The following is a 14,873-nucleotide window of genomic DNA, read 5'->3' as shown; positions in this document are numbered from 1 at the left end:
AGAAGACTTTGATCAGCTTATCTCGGCCCTGGGCTCATATCTGAAATGAGCCCAGGGAGAGCCTGTATATGGGAGCGTTAAAGCTGGAGCGGATCAGCACCATCAGGCGCTGATTTTGGAAGGAAAACCCAATGTTTCCACAGCTGCGCGGACTCGCTCAGGGTTTTCGCTACTTTCAACGTTGACCTTGCCGGCAGCACGATCCACCAAAACCCTTGCCTCGCTATCCAACGCGTGAATAGCTTTGGTGATTTTGCTAATGCAGCTGCCGCAACCAATGCCGGACACATCTAAGACGAACATAGTTATTCCTCTCGTATTGAGCGGCTTCTTTAGCCGCAAACACAGCATAAACGTTGACATGATGGCAAGGTCAAGTCTTGCCTGCACCCTGGTTTGGGGAGATCGCAAAAAAAGGAGTTCCGCACACTAAGCGACAACCGACCGGCTTCAGCCTTTGTGACACGGCCTATGTCCGGTTGGAGCAGGGGTCATGCCGAGATAAGGGAAAATTAGGACATTTGCTTCGCATGCGGTTGTTCTATAAAGGCTTGCGTGCAATCCACCTCAAGTCCTCCTGAATGGCTGGCGACTTCGGACAATCCGCGCACGCCTATCGCGTTGTCTGGGGTGCATAGAGAAAACGGAAAAAATCGTACGATAAGCCCCTGCTGACAGTCTGTAAGCCCTTGCGTTGTGCAGTCTGTGTCCGAATGGAGTACGCCTCAACCCGGCGTCAGGCCGGACGACGGAGGTACGTCAAGGTAGGGTCTATTTCGGCTTTTCCTGACGTTTCCCTACAAACCTCTATGAGCTCAACCTGACAGGCCACCGCCTCGGGTTGTTTGGTTGTCATAGGACTTCTCAAAACTTGAAGAAGTGGCGGGCTGTCGCTATTAGTTAAGGTTCACTCAACACAAGGACGCGAAGATGATCCAGAGATTCGTTGTTGTTCCTGCGATCCCCACCGAAACAGGATCGGTTCGCAATGGAGCTCGCTTTCACTCCACTACAGTTCCGGCTGGTTTTGATATTTATGACAATCAAGGTAAGCAGCGATTGCAGTTCACCTACTCGACACGGATAGAAGCAGATGCGGAATGCGAAAGACTGAACATGGAGTGCGATCAAACCACCATAACAACACCTACCCGCATCAGCTCACCATGATCTGTACGAACGCAATTTACTGGTCATCTGTTCAGCGATGCGGACTGAAAACAAAAAAACCGTCATGACTGACGGGATTTTTGTTGATGGGAGCTGATCCTTCAGCTCCCATCATTGTAGTTAAGAAATGAGGAGGCATGCGTTTTGAGATCCCTGTTGGTCGGCCTGACGCCGGGTTGAGGCGTACTTCAACCGGACGCAACAGTGCCGAACAATGCTTGCAGCAGAGCAGCATGGCTTAGCGTACAAACATCTCCGTTTTCTGCGATTACCCCCTTCGGCCTGACCCTCCACACTTGAAGCATCGCTTTCCAGCAAGGCACTGCGGGCGGCCTCTCCGTCATACGACGCTTGCATAGGGGTACTAGGTATGCCTATCATGCGACTTGCATAGGTAGGAGGGGTATACCATGGGTCACACAGCTTCAAACAAAGACGCTCTTCTCAAACGAGTTAAACGCATCGCAGGACAAATCCAGGCAGTTGAACGTGCTTTGGAATCGGATCTCGATTGCGCAAAAACATTGCATCTTGTCGCCGCCACACGCGGGGCCATCAATGGATTAATGGACGAAATTATTGAGGACCACGCCAGGGAGCATGTAGCGAACCCAGCGCTCAGCGATGAAGAGCGCAACAAGGGTGTCGAAGAACTTATTGAAGCCATTCGCCGCTATTCAAAGTGAAGAAACCAGGTACAAGTTCATGAGTAGCAGCACCAATATCGAAATTAATCACATACACGACCACGTATTCCTTGGGTCAGCGCACGAAGAAAATGCCAAACGTACCCTTTGGGTCGTGGCGCTTACGGTGGTGATGATGGTTGGCGAAATCACCGCCGGTTATATCACTGGCTCGATGGCTTTACTTGCCGATGGTTTTCACATGGCGACCCATGCGGGCGCTTTGGGCATCGCAGCGGCTGCTTACGGATACGCAAAACGCCACGCGTCCAGTAATCGTTACAGCTTCGGTACCGGTAAGGTTGGAGATCTGGGTGGGTTTGCATCGGCGCTCATACTCGGCATGGTGTCCCTGGTAATCGGCGTAGAGTCAGTAATGCGCCTCCTCCAGCCAACGGAGGTTCAATTCGGGACCGCTACGCTCATTGCGATTGTTGGCTTGATCGTAAACATTGTGAGCGCGCTTCTGCTTGGCCACGGCCACAGTCATGATCATGATCATGGACATCACGGGGATAACAACCTGAAATCAGCGTACGTCCATGTAATAGCGGACGCACTGACCTCCGTGCTGGCAATTGCTGCATTGCTCGCTGGCCGGTATCTCGGGTGGGTATGGCTGGATCCGGTAATGGGTATTGTTGGTGCCATCGTTATCGCGCGTTGGGCGTGGAGCTTGATGGGTGTGACCTCTGCTGTACTGCTAGATCAAACTGATGAGCACGTTGCAGAGGAAATCCGTGAGCTGGTTGAGAAGCCAGGCGATGCAACCATTACAGACTTGCATGTCTGGCGGGTTGGACCAGAAGCGCATGCGGCTATCGTAAGCGTCCTTGGCGAAGCCACTGCGAACGCCGAAATCATTCGTGAACGTCTCAAGCCTGTTCACGAGGTCAGCCATCTGACTGTCGAATTTCGACCTGTCTGATTCAGTCTGATTCCTCTGGTAAGGGGCTCTAATTGAGCCCCTTCGCTAACTCGCTTTGTTGAACCCGCCCGTTGCAGGGCGCCCCCCATCTATTGCCTCCAAAGGAGCCCGCAATGCCCTTAGGCAAACGTGAACTTGCGCGGATCGAACGCGGTTTAATTGCAACTCTCACCGAAGCTTGCGAAACGGCAAAATCTGAAATCAAAGGCTTTTCCTGGCTCACCCACGAAGCTGACTTAAACGCGCTTCCTGAAACTCTAAAAGTGATCTGGGTTTTCGAAACGTTAGCAGACAAAAAGCTTGCCCAGTCTAGCGCGCAGAAGGTGCGCATCTTTGAGCTGACTGCCATGGCGCTGAACGGCGCAAACATTGATCTGCGCCCATCAGACCACAATGTACGGTTCGACTCTGAGGAGGAGTGCCAACGAAGTCATGGTGGCGATTGGCAGAAGCGGTTGGCGCAATCACGCGTGACAAAGGGTTATTGACGATGGCTAAAGAAATCGAAAGTCCATGCATTTCAGTTTGCCAGCTAAGTGGCGATCTTTGTGTGAGCTGCGGGCGAAGCAAGGAAGACATTAGGAAATGGAAACGAATGAAGCGGCCCGAAAAGATGGCTGCTGTCCAAAGGGCGAACATGCGTCTGAAAGGATTGAAGAAAACACAGGGATAGCTGGGATTGTTCCCGACATTCGATGAAAGGCTCGCTAAAAGCAGAATTCACGGATTGCCGTCAACATACAGGCCGAACAGGATGTTATGGCATAACAATTAAAATCAGTGAGTGATGCCGTCTTCGGTGTTCCACAGCACAATCGCGGCGGTTACCAGGCTGAGGCCGCTGGCCCGGTAGCGCTGTGGAACACCGTCTACCTGGAGCGCGCAACCCAAGGGCTGACTGAGGCCGGAAAGCCGACAGGATCGTCATTTCACACAAACAAAACGCAAGATTCGAATCCTTCTGAAAAAAGCTAAGTGAATCATTCAGTTACAGGTCTAATGTCCTAATTTTCCCTTATCTCGGCATGACCCCGAGCACACCTCAATCAGGCGTCACCCGTCAGGGTCGGGGATCGTACGCATGCTAGACCTTGCACTGGGTACGCAGGTACCCGATTCACTTCGTGAGCGATCGCTATGTGTCGAACATGACGAGGTTCTGAAACAGCAGGCTAAACGCCTGCTCGCAGGCGTCGTTGCAGGCTTCGCGGATTTTTTCCAGGGCTTGGGTCTCGCTCCCTGGGCTGCACGCGACGGTCAAACCGTCAAGGCGTCACGCTGATGCCGTTGGGGGCCTTGCCGACCGGTACGGTCTTCGTGACCTTGCGGTCCTTCACGTCGAGCACGGAGACCGAGTTGGCGTAGGTGTTGGTAACGTATGCGTACCGTCCGTCACGGTCGACGACCACGCCATGAGCACCGGCGCCAGTCACGACTGTCTTGGCGACCTTGAAACTCTCCAGGTCGATCAGGCTGACGGTTTTGCCAGGCTTCTTCGGCGTGCCCTGGTTGGCCACCAGCAGCGTGCGCGAATCCGGCGTGACGTACAGCTGGATAGGCACCGTTCCGACGGCAACCTTGCGAATCACCTGGCGCGTGGCCGGGTCTATCACGGCGACGGCGTTTTCTTCCGACAGCGACACCAAGACAAGACGACCGTCCGGCGTGAAGCCGACTTGAGCCGGACCCTTGCCTACCTGCACCTGCGCGATCTCCTTTTGGCTGGCGGTATCAATGACCGACACCGTGCCGCCCTTGAGGTTGGCGACGTAGGCCTGCTTGCCGTCCGGACTGATGCGAAGACCGTGGGGGAACTTACCGACAGGAATCGTGGCGACAACACGCTGCTCCGATGTGTCAATCACACTCACCATGTCGTCGCCGCCGTTGGTGACGTAGGCAAGGCGGCCATCTGGCGACACCACCACATGGGCCGGGTGCATGCCGACCGGCACCTTGGCGATTACCGCGTCACTACTGGTATCAATGGCCCAAACGGCTCCTACCGTCGCCATCGTGCTGTGTTCACCTTTGGCCATTTCCTTATGCGCAGAGCCAGCCGCCTGATCAGGCTCGCCGTTATTGGTCACCCATACGACCTTTCCGTCAGGCGATACCTGCACGTTGTGCGGTGTCTTGCCGACGCGCACGCTTGCCAGTGTCTTGAACGACGCGGCATCGAGCACGCTGACCGTGTCAGCGCCCTCATTGGCCACATACACCTTGTCAGCGGCCCATGTAGTGCCGGACCAGGCCAGCAGCCCGACCTGTATTGCCGTTAAAAACCACTTACCTTTACTTGTCATCATGATTAATCCTTATTGAGAAAATAAAACTTCTATCGTCAGGCCTCAGCCTGCGGCGGCCCGTCTTGGATGCCATTACCGGCCACGTCGCCTCGAATCTTGTGATTCACCTCCTTAACCGTGACAGCCGCCGCCGTCGATACCACCAAAACAGCGGAGTCATACGCGTCTGTTTCGCAGCCGCAAAGCGTTGCCGATCACCGACACCGAACTCAAGCTCATGGCCAGCGCGGCAATCAGCGGCGACAGCAGCCAGCCGGTCAGCGGATACAGCACGCCGGCCGCAATCGGGATGCCCAGCGCGTTGTACAAAAAGGCAAACATCAGGTTTTGCTTCATGTTGCCCACCGTGGCTTCCGACAATGCGCGCGCAATCGCAATCCCGCGTAGATCGCCCTTGACCAGCGTGATCTGGGCGCTGTTCATCGCCACGTCGGTTCCGGTGCCCATGGCCACGCCGACATCGGCCTTGGCCAGCGCCGGCGCGTCGTTGATGCCATCGCCCGCCATGGCCACCACGCGGCCTTCCTTTTGCAACCTTTCCACCAGCAGCAGCTTGTCGGCCGGCTTGACCTCGCCATGCACCTCGTCGATGCCCAGGCGGGCTGCAACAGCCTTGGCCGTGGTCAGGCCGTCGCCGGTCGCCATCACGATGCGCAGCCCCGAAGCCTTGAGCGTCGCCAAGGCTTCCGGCGTGCTGGCTTTGATCGGGTCGGACACGGCCAGCAGGCCCATAAGTTGGCCATCGACTGCCAGGTGCATCACACTGGCGCCTTCTGCACGCAAGGCCTCGGCCTGCGGCACCAGGGCAGCGACCGAGACGCCGATCTGCTCCATCAGCGTGGTGTTGCCCAGCGCCAGTTGACGCCCTGCCACCTGCCCACGCACGCCGATGCCCGAGCCGGACTCGAAATTCTCGGGCTTGTCGAACAGCATGCCGCGCTCGCGGGCGGCGCGCACGATGGTTTCGGCCAGCGGGTGCTCGCTGCCCTGGTCCAGGCTGGCGGCCAGGCGCAGCACCTCGTCGGCATCAAAGCCGGGCGCAGGCACGGCGCGCTCGAACGTCGGACGCCCCTCGGTCAGGGTGCCGGTCTTGTCGATGATGAGGGTGTCGATTTTGCGCATGTTTTCGATCGCTGCAGCATCACGGAACAGCACGCCGTGCGTTGCACCGCGACCGGTGGCGACCATGATGGACATCGGCGTGGCCAGGCCCAGCGCGCAGGGGCAGGCAATGATCAGCACCGACACCGCGTTGATCAGGCCGAACACCCAACGCGGCTCGGGACCGAACAGGCCCCAGCCGAGGAAGGCCAGCAGGGCGATCCCCATCACGGTGACGACAAAGTAGCCCGCCACGACGTCGGCCATGCGCTGCATCGGCGCACGGGAACGCTGGGCCTGCGCCACCATTTGCACGATCTGGGCCAGCATTGTGGTCGCGCCTACATGTTCAGAGCGCATCACCAGTGCGCCGCTGGTGTTGAGCGTGGCGCCGATCACTTTGTCGCCCACGCGCTTGGTGACCGGTATCGGCTCGCCCGTGAGCATGGATTCATCGACCGAGCTGCCGCCTTCAGTCACCACGCCGTCCACTGGCACCTTCTCCCCAGGGCGAACGCGCAGTAAGTCGCCCACATGTACATGGTTCAGCGGGATATCCTCTTCGGTGCCGTCCTCCCGGATGCGGCGGGCGGTCTTGGGCGCCAGGCCCAGCAGCGACTTGATGGCCGCCGAGGTCTGCGACCGGGCCTTGAGTTCGAGCACCTGGCCCAGCAACGTGAGCGAGATGATCACGGCGGCCGCTTCAAAGTACACAGCGACGCGGCCCATGGAGATGAACGAGGCCGGGAACACCTGCGGCGTGACCGTGGCGACCACGCTATAGACGAAAGCCGCACCGGTGCCCAGACTAATCAAGGTCCACATGTTCGGACTGAGGTTCTCCACGGACTGCCACCCGCGCGTAAAGAACGGCCATCCGGCCCATAGGACGATGGGGATCGACAGCACCAGTTCGACCCAGCTCTGCACGGTCATGTCCATCCACTGGAAACGGTGGCCGAACATGGCGAGAACAAAGACCATGCCTGTCAGCGGCAAGGTCCACCAGAAGCGGCGCTGAAAATCGCGCAATTCGGGGTTCTCATCGTCGTCGAGTTCCGGCAGCAAGGGCTCCAGCGACATGCCGCATTTGGGGCAGTTGCCCGGATGGTCCTGACGTATCTCGGGGTGCATCGGGCAGGTGTAGATGGTGCCGACGGCCGCTGGCGCGGTCTCCGCCGGTGGTGCCGGCGTGAGGTATTGCAGCGGATTTGCCGCAAACTTGCCCTGACACTTGGCGCTGCAGAAGTAATAAGGCCGGCCCTCGTGCGTTAACTTGTGAACAGACTGCTCCGTGACGGTCATGCCGCACACCAGATCACGTAGACCTTCACCTTGGGGGTTTAATGGATGGGAGTGACTATGGTCGTGGTGGCTCGTGTTGGTGGCCATGATTATTTTCCGTCCTCATTCTTGTTGGTTTCTGCCTGATCAGCATTTCGACCATGCCCTCCATGGCCATGTCCAAAAAAATGCATCAAAGGACAGATCAACAGGATCAGATAGGGTAAATAAGGCGAAACATGGCTGAAGTGCTCCCGAACCAGGTAAAAGACACCAATCGCAACCAGCATGATCAGTACAACGCCCGTTTTGCTCCTCCAGAAAGACGAAGGAGCGTTTTCAACCGAATGATGATGGTTAGTCATGATGTAGTCCCCACTGTCCTCGCAAAAGTTGCGGTGACGTCTGCGACTGAGAGTAGTCAACGCTCGCTTTGAGGCGGTGATATCGATCAAGCCACGTTTACTTCACTTCAAACTGACCAACCATTCCTGATTGGTAATGACCAGGTACGTTGCAGGCAAACTCCAGCCCCGTGCTCTTGGCGAACGTCCAGATGAGCTCTTTGGTTGCGCCAGGTTCGATCAAGACGCTGTTCGGATCGTTGTGCTCCATCCCGACCATCTTCATTTCCCCCATGCTATGCCCCATATTGCTCATGGCTTGCCCGGACCCAATAGGCGTGAGCGTGCCGTTCTGGAACATGGCTGCCATCTCTTTTTGGTGAGCAGCATGTGCAGCTGCGTTACCAATATTGAATTCATGCAGCAGCGAACCTTCGTTGCGCAGGACGAATCGAACCGTCTCTCCGGGTTTGACATTGATGTTTTTGGACGCGAAGAAAATGTCGCCCATTTTCACCTCAACGGTGCGGGTAACCTCGGCAGCGGTTCCAGGTTGACCAATGTCATCTTTGCCATGCCCCACACTAGCCATGGCTGTAGCACCGAAAAATAGAGCCATTGTCGCGATAACAGGGGTAAAAAATTTAGCGTTCATAGTGACCTCAAGGATGAGCGAGAAAAACACTCGCTATATTAAAGTGACTGAGCTACCAGTTAACTGACCTGAGCACTACATTTCTGTCAGTTTTTAAAATAAACAACGGCGTCTAAGCGACGTCGTTTGTAATCGCAATTAATTGCGAAAAGCCTTGAAAGCAGGATATTTACTGATGGTTTTCTGAAAGCATTAGTTTGTGTTCGCGTTGCATTTGGTTCAAAACGTCATCGACGATTTTGTCGTGCTTCTCCATCCAGGCGAGATGCTGTTGGGGCGACATTGATGCATCGGGATGGTCTTGATGGAGTTGGCTCATGATCTCGCCAAGCATTTTCATGTGCTCTGCCATGTGCACATGGCGTTGGCCTGCAGGGGCTTTTTCGGCTTGAATCAGAACGGTTTCCGCTTTATTACGCATACTTTCCATGCGCTCCATCACTCGGTCTCCGCCGCCCTCAGCCCATGCCGAGGCCGAGAGCAGGATCGAGCCAGCCAGAAACACGGTTTTGAGATAGCTCATGGGGCAGCTCCTTGATAGGAATGGTGTCCGACTCCTGAGGGTTTTTCTCTCTGGAGAGTCGGATGAGCACTTGACGGTGTTCATGGGCAAACCCTAGACAACGCTTGCTGACATCAACCTGAAGCCAGAATTACATTTCTGTCAGTTTCTGGTTGGCTGAGCTAATTCGTTGCAAACTCAGCCCCATCATCACTTTGAGAGCCACTCCCATGAGACTGTTGGTTGCGGAAGACGAACCGAAAATAGGTATCTACTTGCAACAGGGCCTTACTGAGGCTGGGTTCAACGTTGATCGTTTCACCAATGGTACTGAGGCCCTGCAACACGCCTTGAGCGAAGCGTATGACCTGCTGATTCTGGACGTCATGATGCCCGGTCTGGATGGGTGGGAAGTGCTTCAGAAGGTGCGTTTGGCAGGGAAAGATGTACCGGTGTTATTTCTGACTGCGCGAGACCGTGTTGAAGATCGCGTTAAGGGGCTTGAGCTCGGAGCGGATGATTACCTGATCAAGCCCTTCGCATTTTCTGAATTGCTGGCCCGCGTCAGAACACTGCTGCGTCGCGGTAATGGCGCACCCTCGCCAACCAATTTGAAACTGGCCGACCTAGAGGTTGACCTGCTCAAACGCAGGGCCATTCGGGGGGGGAAACGCATAGGCCTGACGGCCAAAGAGTTTGCGCTGCTGGAGTTGCTGCTCCGTCGCCGGGGCGAAGTGCTGCCGAAGTCGCTCATCGCCTCGCAAGTTTGGGACATGAATTTCGACAGCGATACCAACGTAATCGAGGTTGCGGTGCGCAGGCTCAGGGCGAAGATTGATGACAGCTTTGAGGTCAAGCTGATCCACACCGCACGTGGTATGGGCTACATGCTTGATGCACCGGATTCGGAGTCAAAATGAACCGTCTGTCCCTGACTACACGCATGAGTCTGATGTTCATGCTTGCGGTAACAGCTGTGCTCACCGTCGCCGGAGTCAGCTTTAACCACCTCAGCCAGCATCATTTCAAAATGTTGGATCAAGAGGCTCTAAACGAAAAACTCCACTCGACCCAGAGAATCCTGGGGGAGCTGAAGAGCACCGATCAATTCGGCGAGTTAAAGCCCGAGTTACAGGCTCTGCTCGGGGCTCACCGTAATTTGACAGCCGTCATCCTAGGCGATGACGGGAGGCTACTTTTCGCTGACCCAGGGCCAGTCAATGTTCCGGAGGAGTTCCTCACGACCACCAACAATAATTTTTGGGAATGGCAGAACCAAGAGCAGATGTTCCGTGGTTTGACTGCTCAAGCGATGGTGACCGGTCGGGACAAGCCGCTGACCGTGATCTTGGTTTTTGATGTTACTGAGCACATGTTTTTCTTCGAGACGCTCCAGCGATGGTTCTGGATAGGGCTGGTGATCAGCGCGCTCGTCAGTGTGGGGCTGGGTTGGTTGGTTGCCCGCAGTGGCATGCGTCCGATTCGGCAGGTGACCATGGTCGCTGCGTCGATGTCGGCCAAATCACTTAAAGAGCGCATTCCATTAGCGTCTGTTCCAAAAGAGCTTCAACAGATGGTGTCGTCGTTCAACGCGATGTTGTCACGTCTGGATGATGCTTTTGTCCGGTTATCAAATTTCTCTGCGGACATTGCTCACGAACTGCGCACACCGGTCAGTAATCTGATGATCCATACCGAAGTGGTGCTCTCTAGAAAAAGGGATATTGAGGACTACGAAGACAATCTGTATTCGAATCTGGATGACTTGAAGCGTATGTCTCGGATGATCGACGACATGCTCTTTCTGGCTAAATCTGACAACGGCCTGATCCCCCATGAGAACAAACCGATAGACCTATTGGAGGTCGTGGAGAAACTGCTCGAATACTACCGCCTGCTGGCAGATGAGCGCGGCATCAACCTGACGGTTTCAGGGGGAGGGAGTGTTCGGGGCGACGTACTAATGCTGCACAGAGCTGTCTCGAATCTGCTTTCTAATGCGCTGCGGTACACCCCGGAGGGGAGGACCATCAATGTCGATATCCAACAGAGAAATACCTCGACATTTGTGGTCGTGGAAAATCCAGGAGAAACCATTGCACCCGAGCACCTTGAAAAGCTCTTCGATCGATTTTATCGCGCGGATCCGGCACGGCGTGAAGGGAGCCCCAGCAATGCTGGACTGGGGCTCTCAATTACGCGGTCGATCGTAGAAGCCCATGAAGGCAAGATCTGGTGTACCTCATCCAATCGAAAAACAGCCTTCCATATGGAATTTCCTAATGCCGGATCGAAACGGGCCTAGCCTCGCTGAGGCGCCGTCTTGGAGCAAGGGGCGCGGCCTTTGCTCCAAGACGGATTGACCGACAGGCTTCAGAGAGAAAGCCAATGTAGTGCACATCGGGAAAATAAAAAGCCACGACGACAACCCTCAATTATGGACCAGAGGGCATGCGTAAAGCTTACTGAAATGTAATCGAATGGTCGGCAGTCATGTGGCATCGTGTCCTAGCTCTATAACGCGGATCATTCTGATCCAGAACCTGGGTTAAGTACGCGGCATACGCTTGGTATTTGCCTGTGGTTTTAATCGGAATTGAGAAGTAAAAACTAGATCTCCCCAACCCAACCTCGAACCAACAGCTTATGCTGTGAGGAGTCTTGCATGTCATTCTTTAAAACTACTACCGTAGCTGTTGCACTTACCGTCGGTTTGCTCGTGAGCGCTATCGCCCAGGCGCATCCAAAACTGGTGTCTTCTACCCCAGTGGAAGGCTCGACGTCTGCGGCACCTTCCAAGATCGAGCTGCACTTCTCGGAGAACCTCACGACTCAGTTCTCGGGAGCGAAACTGATCATGACTGACATGCCGGGTATGCCGAATTCACCTATGGGTGTTAAGGCTGGTGTCGCCGGCGGCGACGATCCGAAAATGATGGTTATCACGCCCGCCGCTCCGCTAACCACAGGTACTTATAAGGTCGAATGGCGGGCAGTCTCTTCCGACACTCATCCCATTACCGGCAATTTTTCTTTTAAAGTGAAATGATCCATGAGCGACTCAATCAACATCGCCGTTCGTTTCGCTCTTTATATGGACCTCATGCTGCTGTTTGGATTGGCCATTTTTGGTTTGTATAGCCTACGGGGGAAAGAGCGAGTGTCCGGCGCTGTCTTAAACTTTGAGTCGCTCCTTTTCGGCACCGCAGTTGTTGGTGTACTTCTGTCTCTTGCCGCTATGTTGTTACTTGCGAAAGCAATGAGCGGCGTTTCAGAATTTATGGAGCTTCACCATCACATCTTCGAAATGGTTCTAACTGGTACCGACGTCGGGCTCACCTGGATGGTCCGAATAGCAGCCCTGGTGCTGGCAGGTATCGCCATCACACTTAACAAGCGCCTCCCAACCCTCAGTCTTTGGGCGGTTACCGTCTTCGGTGCTATTGCTCTCGCTACCCTAGCGTGGACAGGGCATGGCGCAATGGACGAAGGCAATCGTCGTTATATACATTTCATTAGCGATATTCTTCACCTTCTGGCAGCCGGCGGTTGGATGGGAGCTCTGGCCGCATTCGCTTTACTGCTGCGTGCGAAAAGACTAAATGGCGGACAAGAAATACGGGTTCTCTCCCGAGTCCTGACTGGGTTTGAATCAGCTGGCGCGCTAATTGTTGTGACTTTAAGCATTACTGGCGTAGTGAATTATCTCTTTATCGTGGGCCCAACCCTGGACGAAGTGATGATGACTACTTATGGCACTCTGCTATTTTTGAAAGTCTTGCTCTTCGCAGGGATGATTATATTAGCGACGCTAAATCGATTCCATTTGAGTCCACTGTTAGAACGCTCAATCAAGGAAGGGGACCATGCCGTCGCCGTCAATGCTTTACGACGTAGTATGATCCTTGAATTCTCCGTTGCAGTAGTCATAGTATGCCTTGTCGCTTGGCTAGGAACCCTGAGCCCGGGGATGGATATGAGCACGGTGCAGCATTAATAATCCGCATAATGTCCACAGCTACCTGGAGCGCCTACGCTCCAAACGCAAATTTTGTGAGCGTTGAGCCAAACGTCCATGTTGTCGTAACGCTACGGTTCTCAAGCCACAACTCGTTTGTCACCAGCATGTTGACTCCGGGGGGTAAAATCCGCACCCTTGCCGCTAATAGTCAGGAGCAAGTGCTACCAAAGGAGCCAAGTGTTTAGAGCCTGTTTGCAAGCAAAAACATAAGGCAGAAATATCCCCTTGAAGGGCGATCGCCTTCTCCCAAATACTGTCAACATCAGCGGTAGCTACGGCGAGAGGGGAGCCTTCCAATATCGTCATGGCCATGGCATGTAGATGTAAAAAGTCGTCCTTAATGCAGCCGATCCCACCAATTTCAGCAAGACAGGCATCTAGCCGGTCCACCAAGTTAAGTAATTGAGAGATGTCGTAGCTCGCGCGCAGAGAATCGAGTGCCTTGGCATCGACGTCCCCATAGGGTGTCACTCGAAACGAAACCGGCGGGATGTGCATTAGTTCGCCTCCTCAACTTTGCTATTGGGCATCTGTTTCGCACGCATTGGAGCTCAGACTCTGAGAGCGAATAGCTCTGATGAAGCTCTTTCGACGACAGATTCGCCGGCAGCTTCGGATAGGCTGTCCGCTCCAGAGAGGCCATGGAGTTCGTCCCTCAAGGAAAAGCAAAACCTTCAGCATAGACGGCTAAACTTGGGACGAGGAAAGGAAACGCAGAAAAAATTTAAATCATAGCAATATCATAATATTACAGAGCGAATGTCCTGATTTTCCTTTATCTCGGCATAACCCCGTGGAGAGATGATCTGAGCCGTGCAACCGGGTCGGAAACAAGAAGTCCTCACTGCGGAGGAGGGCCTGATGCATCCAAGCCTCCAGAACCGTTCGGGTTTGCTCAGTGATTTCAAACTGGACTGGGTGCTGAGTTTTCTGCTGCATCACGATGGCCCGTGACGACACATGTTCCCCATGGGCTATGTCTCGTACTCGCAGCTTGGTTAAGTCACAGGCGCGCAGCTTGCTGTCGATGGCCAAGTTGAAGAGGGCCAGATCCCGTGTCTTCTCCGCGAGCTGGAGCCTGCCAGATATCTCTGACTCGGAGCGGGGCTTTCTGCCCGACAAGCTTACCCTTGTTCCAAGGCTGATGGCTGTATGGTAACCGTCCGGCCAGCACCCTCTCCTGACAGCCCTCCAAATTAGCCAAGATAGTGGACACCATTTTTTAGTGGACACTATCTTGGATACCGTTGCCCTAGCCCGTCGAACCGGCCGCCGCCCCAACTTCCCGCTGGCGTTCAAACGCCAAGTCGTCGAGGCGACCCTCCAGCCTGGCGCCTCCGTGTCGTTGATCGCTCGTGAGCATGACGTCAATGCCAACCTAGTGTTTCGCTGGCGGCATCAATATCAGGAAGGGGTATTCGGCGCCGTCAGCCAGAGCGCAACGCTTTTGCCCGTCCAGGTGATGGAGGCGCCAATCGATCTGCCGCACGTCGTCCAGCCACAGGCGGAGTGTCATTCCGAGATCGCAGTTGAGGTCGGAAAAGCCAAGTTGCGTATCATGGGCGCACCCGATCCGCAGACGCTGCAATTCGTCTTGCAGCAGTTGCTGCGATGATTGCCCCGCCCGCTGGAACCCGTATCTGGATCGCCGCCGGCGTCACGGATATGCGCCGTGGCTTCGATGGTTTAGCGGCACTGGTGCAGACACAGTTGGAAGCCGACCCGTTTTCCGGTCAGATATTTGCCTTTCGCGGACGGCGCGGTGACCGGATCAAGCTGTTGTGGTGGGATGGCGACGGCTTGTGTCTGTTTTGCAAACGGTTGGAACAAGGGCGCTTCGTCTGGCCGCAAGCAACCAGCGGCAGCGTGTCGC

General features: G+C 54.9%; 18 protein-coding genes and 1 pseudogene. 11 read left to right on the top strand and 8 right to left on the bottom strand.

The window, feature by feature from the left end; all coding sequences use genetic code 11:
* Positions 1-102: 102 nt before the first annotated feature.
* Positions 103-303, bottom strand: a complete 201-nt coding sequence (locus FQ182_RS23865) for a heavy-metal-associated domain-containing protein (RefSeq protein ID WP_034114911.1) — start codon at positions 301-303, stop codon at positions 103-105.
* A gap of 627 nt (positions 304-930) precedes the next feature.
* On the opposite strand from FQ182_RS23865, the gene FQ182_RS23860 reads away from it, so the two are divergent.
* The 5 genes from FQ182_RS23860 to FQ182_RS23840 all read left to right on the top strand — a co-directional run bounded on the left by FQ182_RS23860 (position 931) and on the right by FQ182_RS23840 (position 3,457).
* Positions 931-1,170: a hypothetical protein gene (locus tag FQ182_RS23860; protein ID WP_092237208.1), complete on the top strand. Its 240-nt coding sequence runs from the start codon at positions 931-933 to the stop codon at positions 1,168-1,170.
* 410 nt (positions 1,171-1,580) lie between these two features.
* The gene (locus FQ182_RS23855; protein WP_092239330.1) at positions 1,581-1,856 is read left to right on the top strand and encodes a metal/formaldehyde-sensitive transcriptional repressor; all 276 of its coding nucleotides are present in this window, start codon (positions 1,581-1,583) and stop codon (positions 1,854-1,856) included.
* A 19-nt stretch (positions 1,857-1,875) separates the two neighbouring features.
* Positions 1,876-2,784, top strand: coding sequence for a CDF family Co(II)/Ni(II) efflux transporter DmeF (dmeF, locus tag FQ182_RS23850; RefSeq protein ID WP_092239333.1), 909 nt, complete (start codon positions 1,876-1,878; stop codon positions 2,782-2,784).
* A gap of 113 nt (positions 2,785-2,897) precedes the next feature.
* A complete protein-coding gene (locus tag FQ182_RS23845) occupies positions 2,898-3,272 on the top strand; it encodes a hypothetical protein (protein ID WP_092239335.1) in 375 nt (124 codons plus the stop codon).
* Between the two features lie 2 nt (positions 3,273-3,274).
* Positions 3,275-3,457 (top strand): DUF1289 domain-containing protein, encoded by a 183-nt coding sequence (locus FQ182_RS23840; protein WP_092239337.1) that lies wholly within the window; start codon positions 3,275-3,277, stop codon positions 3,455-3,457.
* Between the two features lie 592 nt (positions 3,458-4,049).
* On the opposite strand, the gene FQ182_RS23835 is transcribed toward FQ182_RS23840, so the two are convergent.
* The 5 genes from FQ182_RS23835 to FQ182_RS23815 form a co-directional block, all read right to left on the bottom strand.
* The gene (locus FQ182_RS23835; protein WP_092239342.1) at positions 4,050-5,093 is read right to left on the bottom strand and encodes a cytochrome D1 domain-containing protein; all 1,044 of its coding nucleotides are present in this window, start codon (positions 5,091-5,093) and stop codon (positions 4,050-4,052) included.
* Positions 5,094-5,249: 156 nt separating this feature from the next.
* Positions 5,250-7,586, bottom strand: a complete 2,337-nt coding sequence (locus FQ182_RS23830) for a heavy metal translocating P-type ATPase (protein WP_115128418.1) — start codon at positions 7,584-7,586, stop codon at positions 5,250-5,252.
* A gap of 2 nt (positions 7,587-7,588) precedes the next feature.
* The gene (locus FQ182_RS23825; protein ID WP_092239429.1) at positions 7,589-7,843 is read right to left on the bottom strand and encodes a DUF2933 domain-containing protein; all 255 of its coding nucleotides are present in this window, start codon (positions 7,841-7,843) and stop codon (positions 7,589-7,591) included.
* Positions 7,844-7,940: 97 nt separating this feature from the next.
* Complete coding sequence (locus FQ182_RS23820; protein WP_092239346.1) at positions 7,941-8,477, bottom strand: plastocyanin/azurin family copper-binding protein; 537 nt, start codon at positions 8,475-8,477, stop codon at positions 7,941-7,943.
* A gap of 169 nt (positions 8,478-8,646) precedes the next feature.
* On the bottom strand, positions 8,647-9,000 hold the full coding sequence (locus FQ182_RS23815) for a co-regulatory protein PtrA N-terminal domain-containing protein (RefSeq protein WP_092239348.1): 354 nt from the start codon (positions 8,998-9,000) through the stop codon (positions 8,647-8,649).
* A gap of 209 nt (positions 9,001-9,209) precedes the next feature.
* On the opposite strand from FQ182_RS23815, the gene FQ182_RS23810 reads away from it, so the two are divergent.
* From FQ182_RS23810 to copD, 4 genes are all read left to right on the top strand, one after another.
* Positions 9,210-9,899 (top strand): heavy metal response regulator transcription factor, encoded by a 690-nt coding sequence (locus FQ182_RS23810; RefSeq protein WP_115128416.1) that lies wholly within the window; start codon positions 9,210-9,212, stop codon positions 9,897-9,899.
* A complete protein-coding gene (locus FQ182_RS23805) occupies positions 9,896-11,284 on the top strand; it encodes a heavy metal sensor histidine kinase (protein ID WP_115128415.1) in 1,389 nt (462 codons plus the stop codon). Before FQ182_RS23810 ends, FQ182_RS23805 begins: the two co-directional genes overlap by 4 nt.
* A 360-nt stretch (positions 11,285-11,644) precedes the next feature.
* Positions 11,645-12,028 carry a copper homeostasis periplasmic binding protein CopC gene (copC, locus tag FQ182_RS23800; protein WP_048388142.1) on the top strand — a complete coding sequence of 128 codons (384 nt, stop codon included), beginning with the start codon at positions 11,645-11,647 and terminating at the stop codon, positions 12,026-12,028.
* Between the two features lie 3 nt (positions 12,029-12,031).
* On the top strand, positions 12,032-12,976 hold the full coding sequence (gene copD, locus FQ182_RS23795) for a copper homeostasis membrane protein CopD (protein ID WP_115128414.1): 945 nt from the start codon (positions 12,032-12,034) through the stop codon (positions 12,974-12,976).
* A 165-nt stretch (positions 12,977-13,141) separates the two neighbouring features.
* Here copD and tnpC read toward each other — a convergent pair whose 3' ends face one another.
* Positions 13,142-13,498 carry a Tn3 family transposase post-transcriptional regulator TnpC gene (tnpC, locus tag FQ182_RS23790; protein WP_115128413.1) on the bottom strand — a complete coding sequence of 119 codons (357 nt, stop codon included), beginning with the start codon at positions 13,496-13,498 and terminating at the stop codon, positions 13,142-13,144.
* A gap of 294 nt (positions 13,499-13,792) precedes the next feature.
* A pseudogene (locus FQ182_RS23785) lies at positions 13,793-14,171 on the bottom strand (integrase); the annotation flags it as partial.
* A gap of 66 nt (positions 14,172-14,237) precedes the next feature.
* Between FQ182_RS23785 and FQ182_RS31050 the strand changes: the two are divergent.
* Both FQ182_RS31050 and tnpB read left to right on the top strand, forming a co-directional pair.
* Positions 14,238-14,615 carry a transposase gene (locus FQ182_RS31050; protein WP_158636783.1) on the top strand — a complete coding sequence of 126 codons (378 nt, stop codon included), beginning with the start codon at positions 14,238-14,240 and terminating at the stop codon, positions 14,613-14,615.
* A partial coding sequence (tnpB, locus tag FQ182_RS23775) for an IS66 family insertion sequence element accessory protein TnpB (protein ID WP_149494042.1) occupies positions 14,612-14,873 on the top strand: 262 nt, incomplete at its 3' end. The genes FQ182_RS31050 and tnpB, both read left to right, overlap by 4 nt.

Origin of the sequence: Pseudomonas sp. ANT_H4 (assembly GCF_008369295.1) — a bacterium.
GTDB lineage: Bacteria > Pseudomonadota > Gammaproteobacteria > Pseudomonadales > Pseudomonadaceae > Aquipseudomonas.
This window is presented reverse-complemented; position numbering and strand designations above follow the sequence as displayed.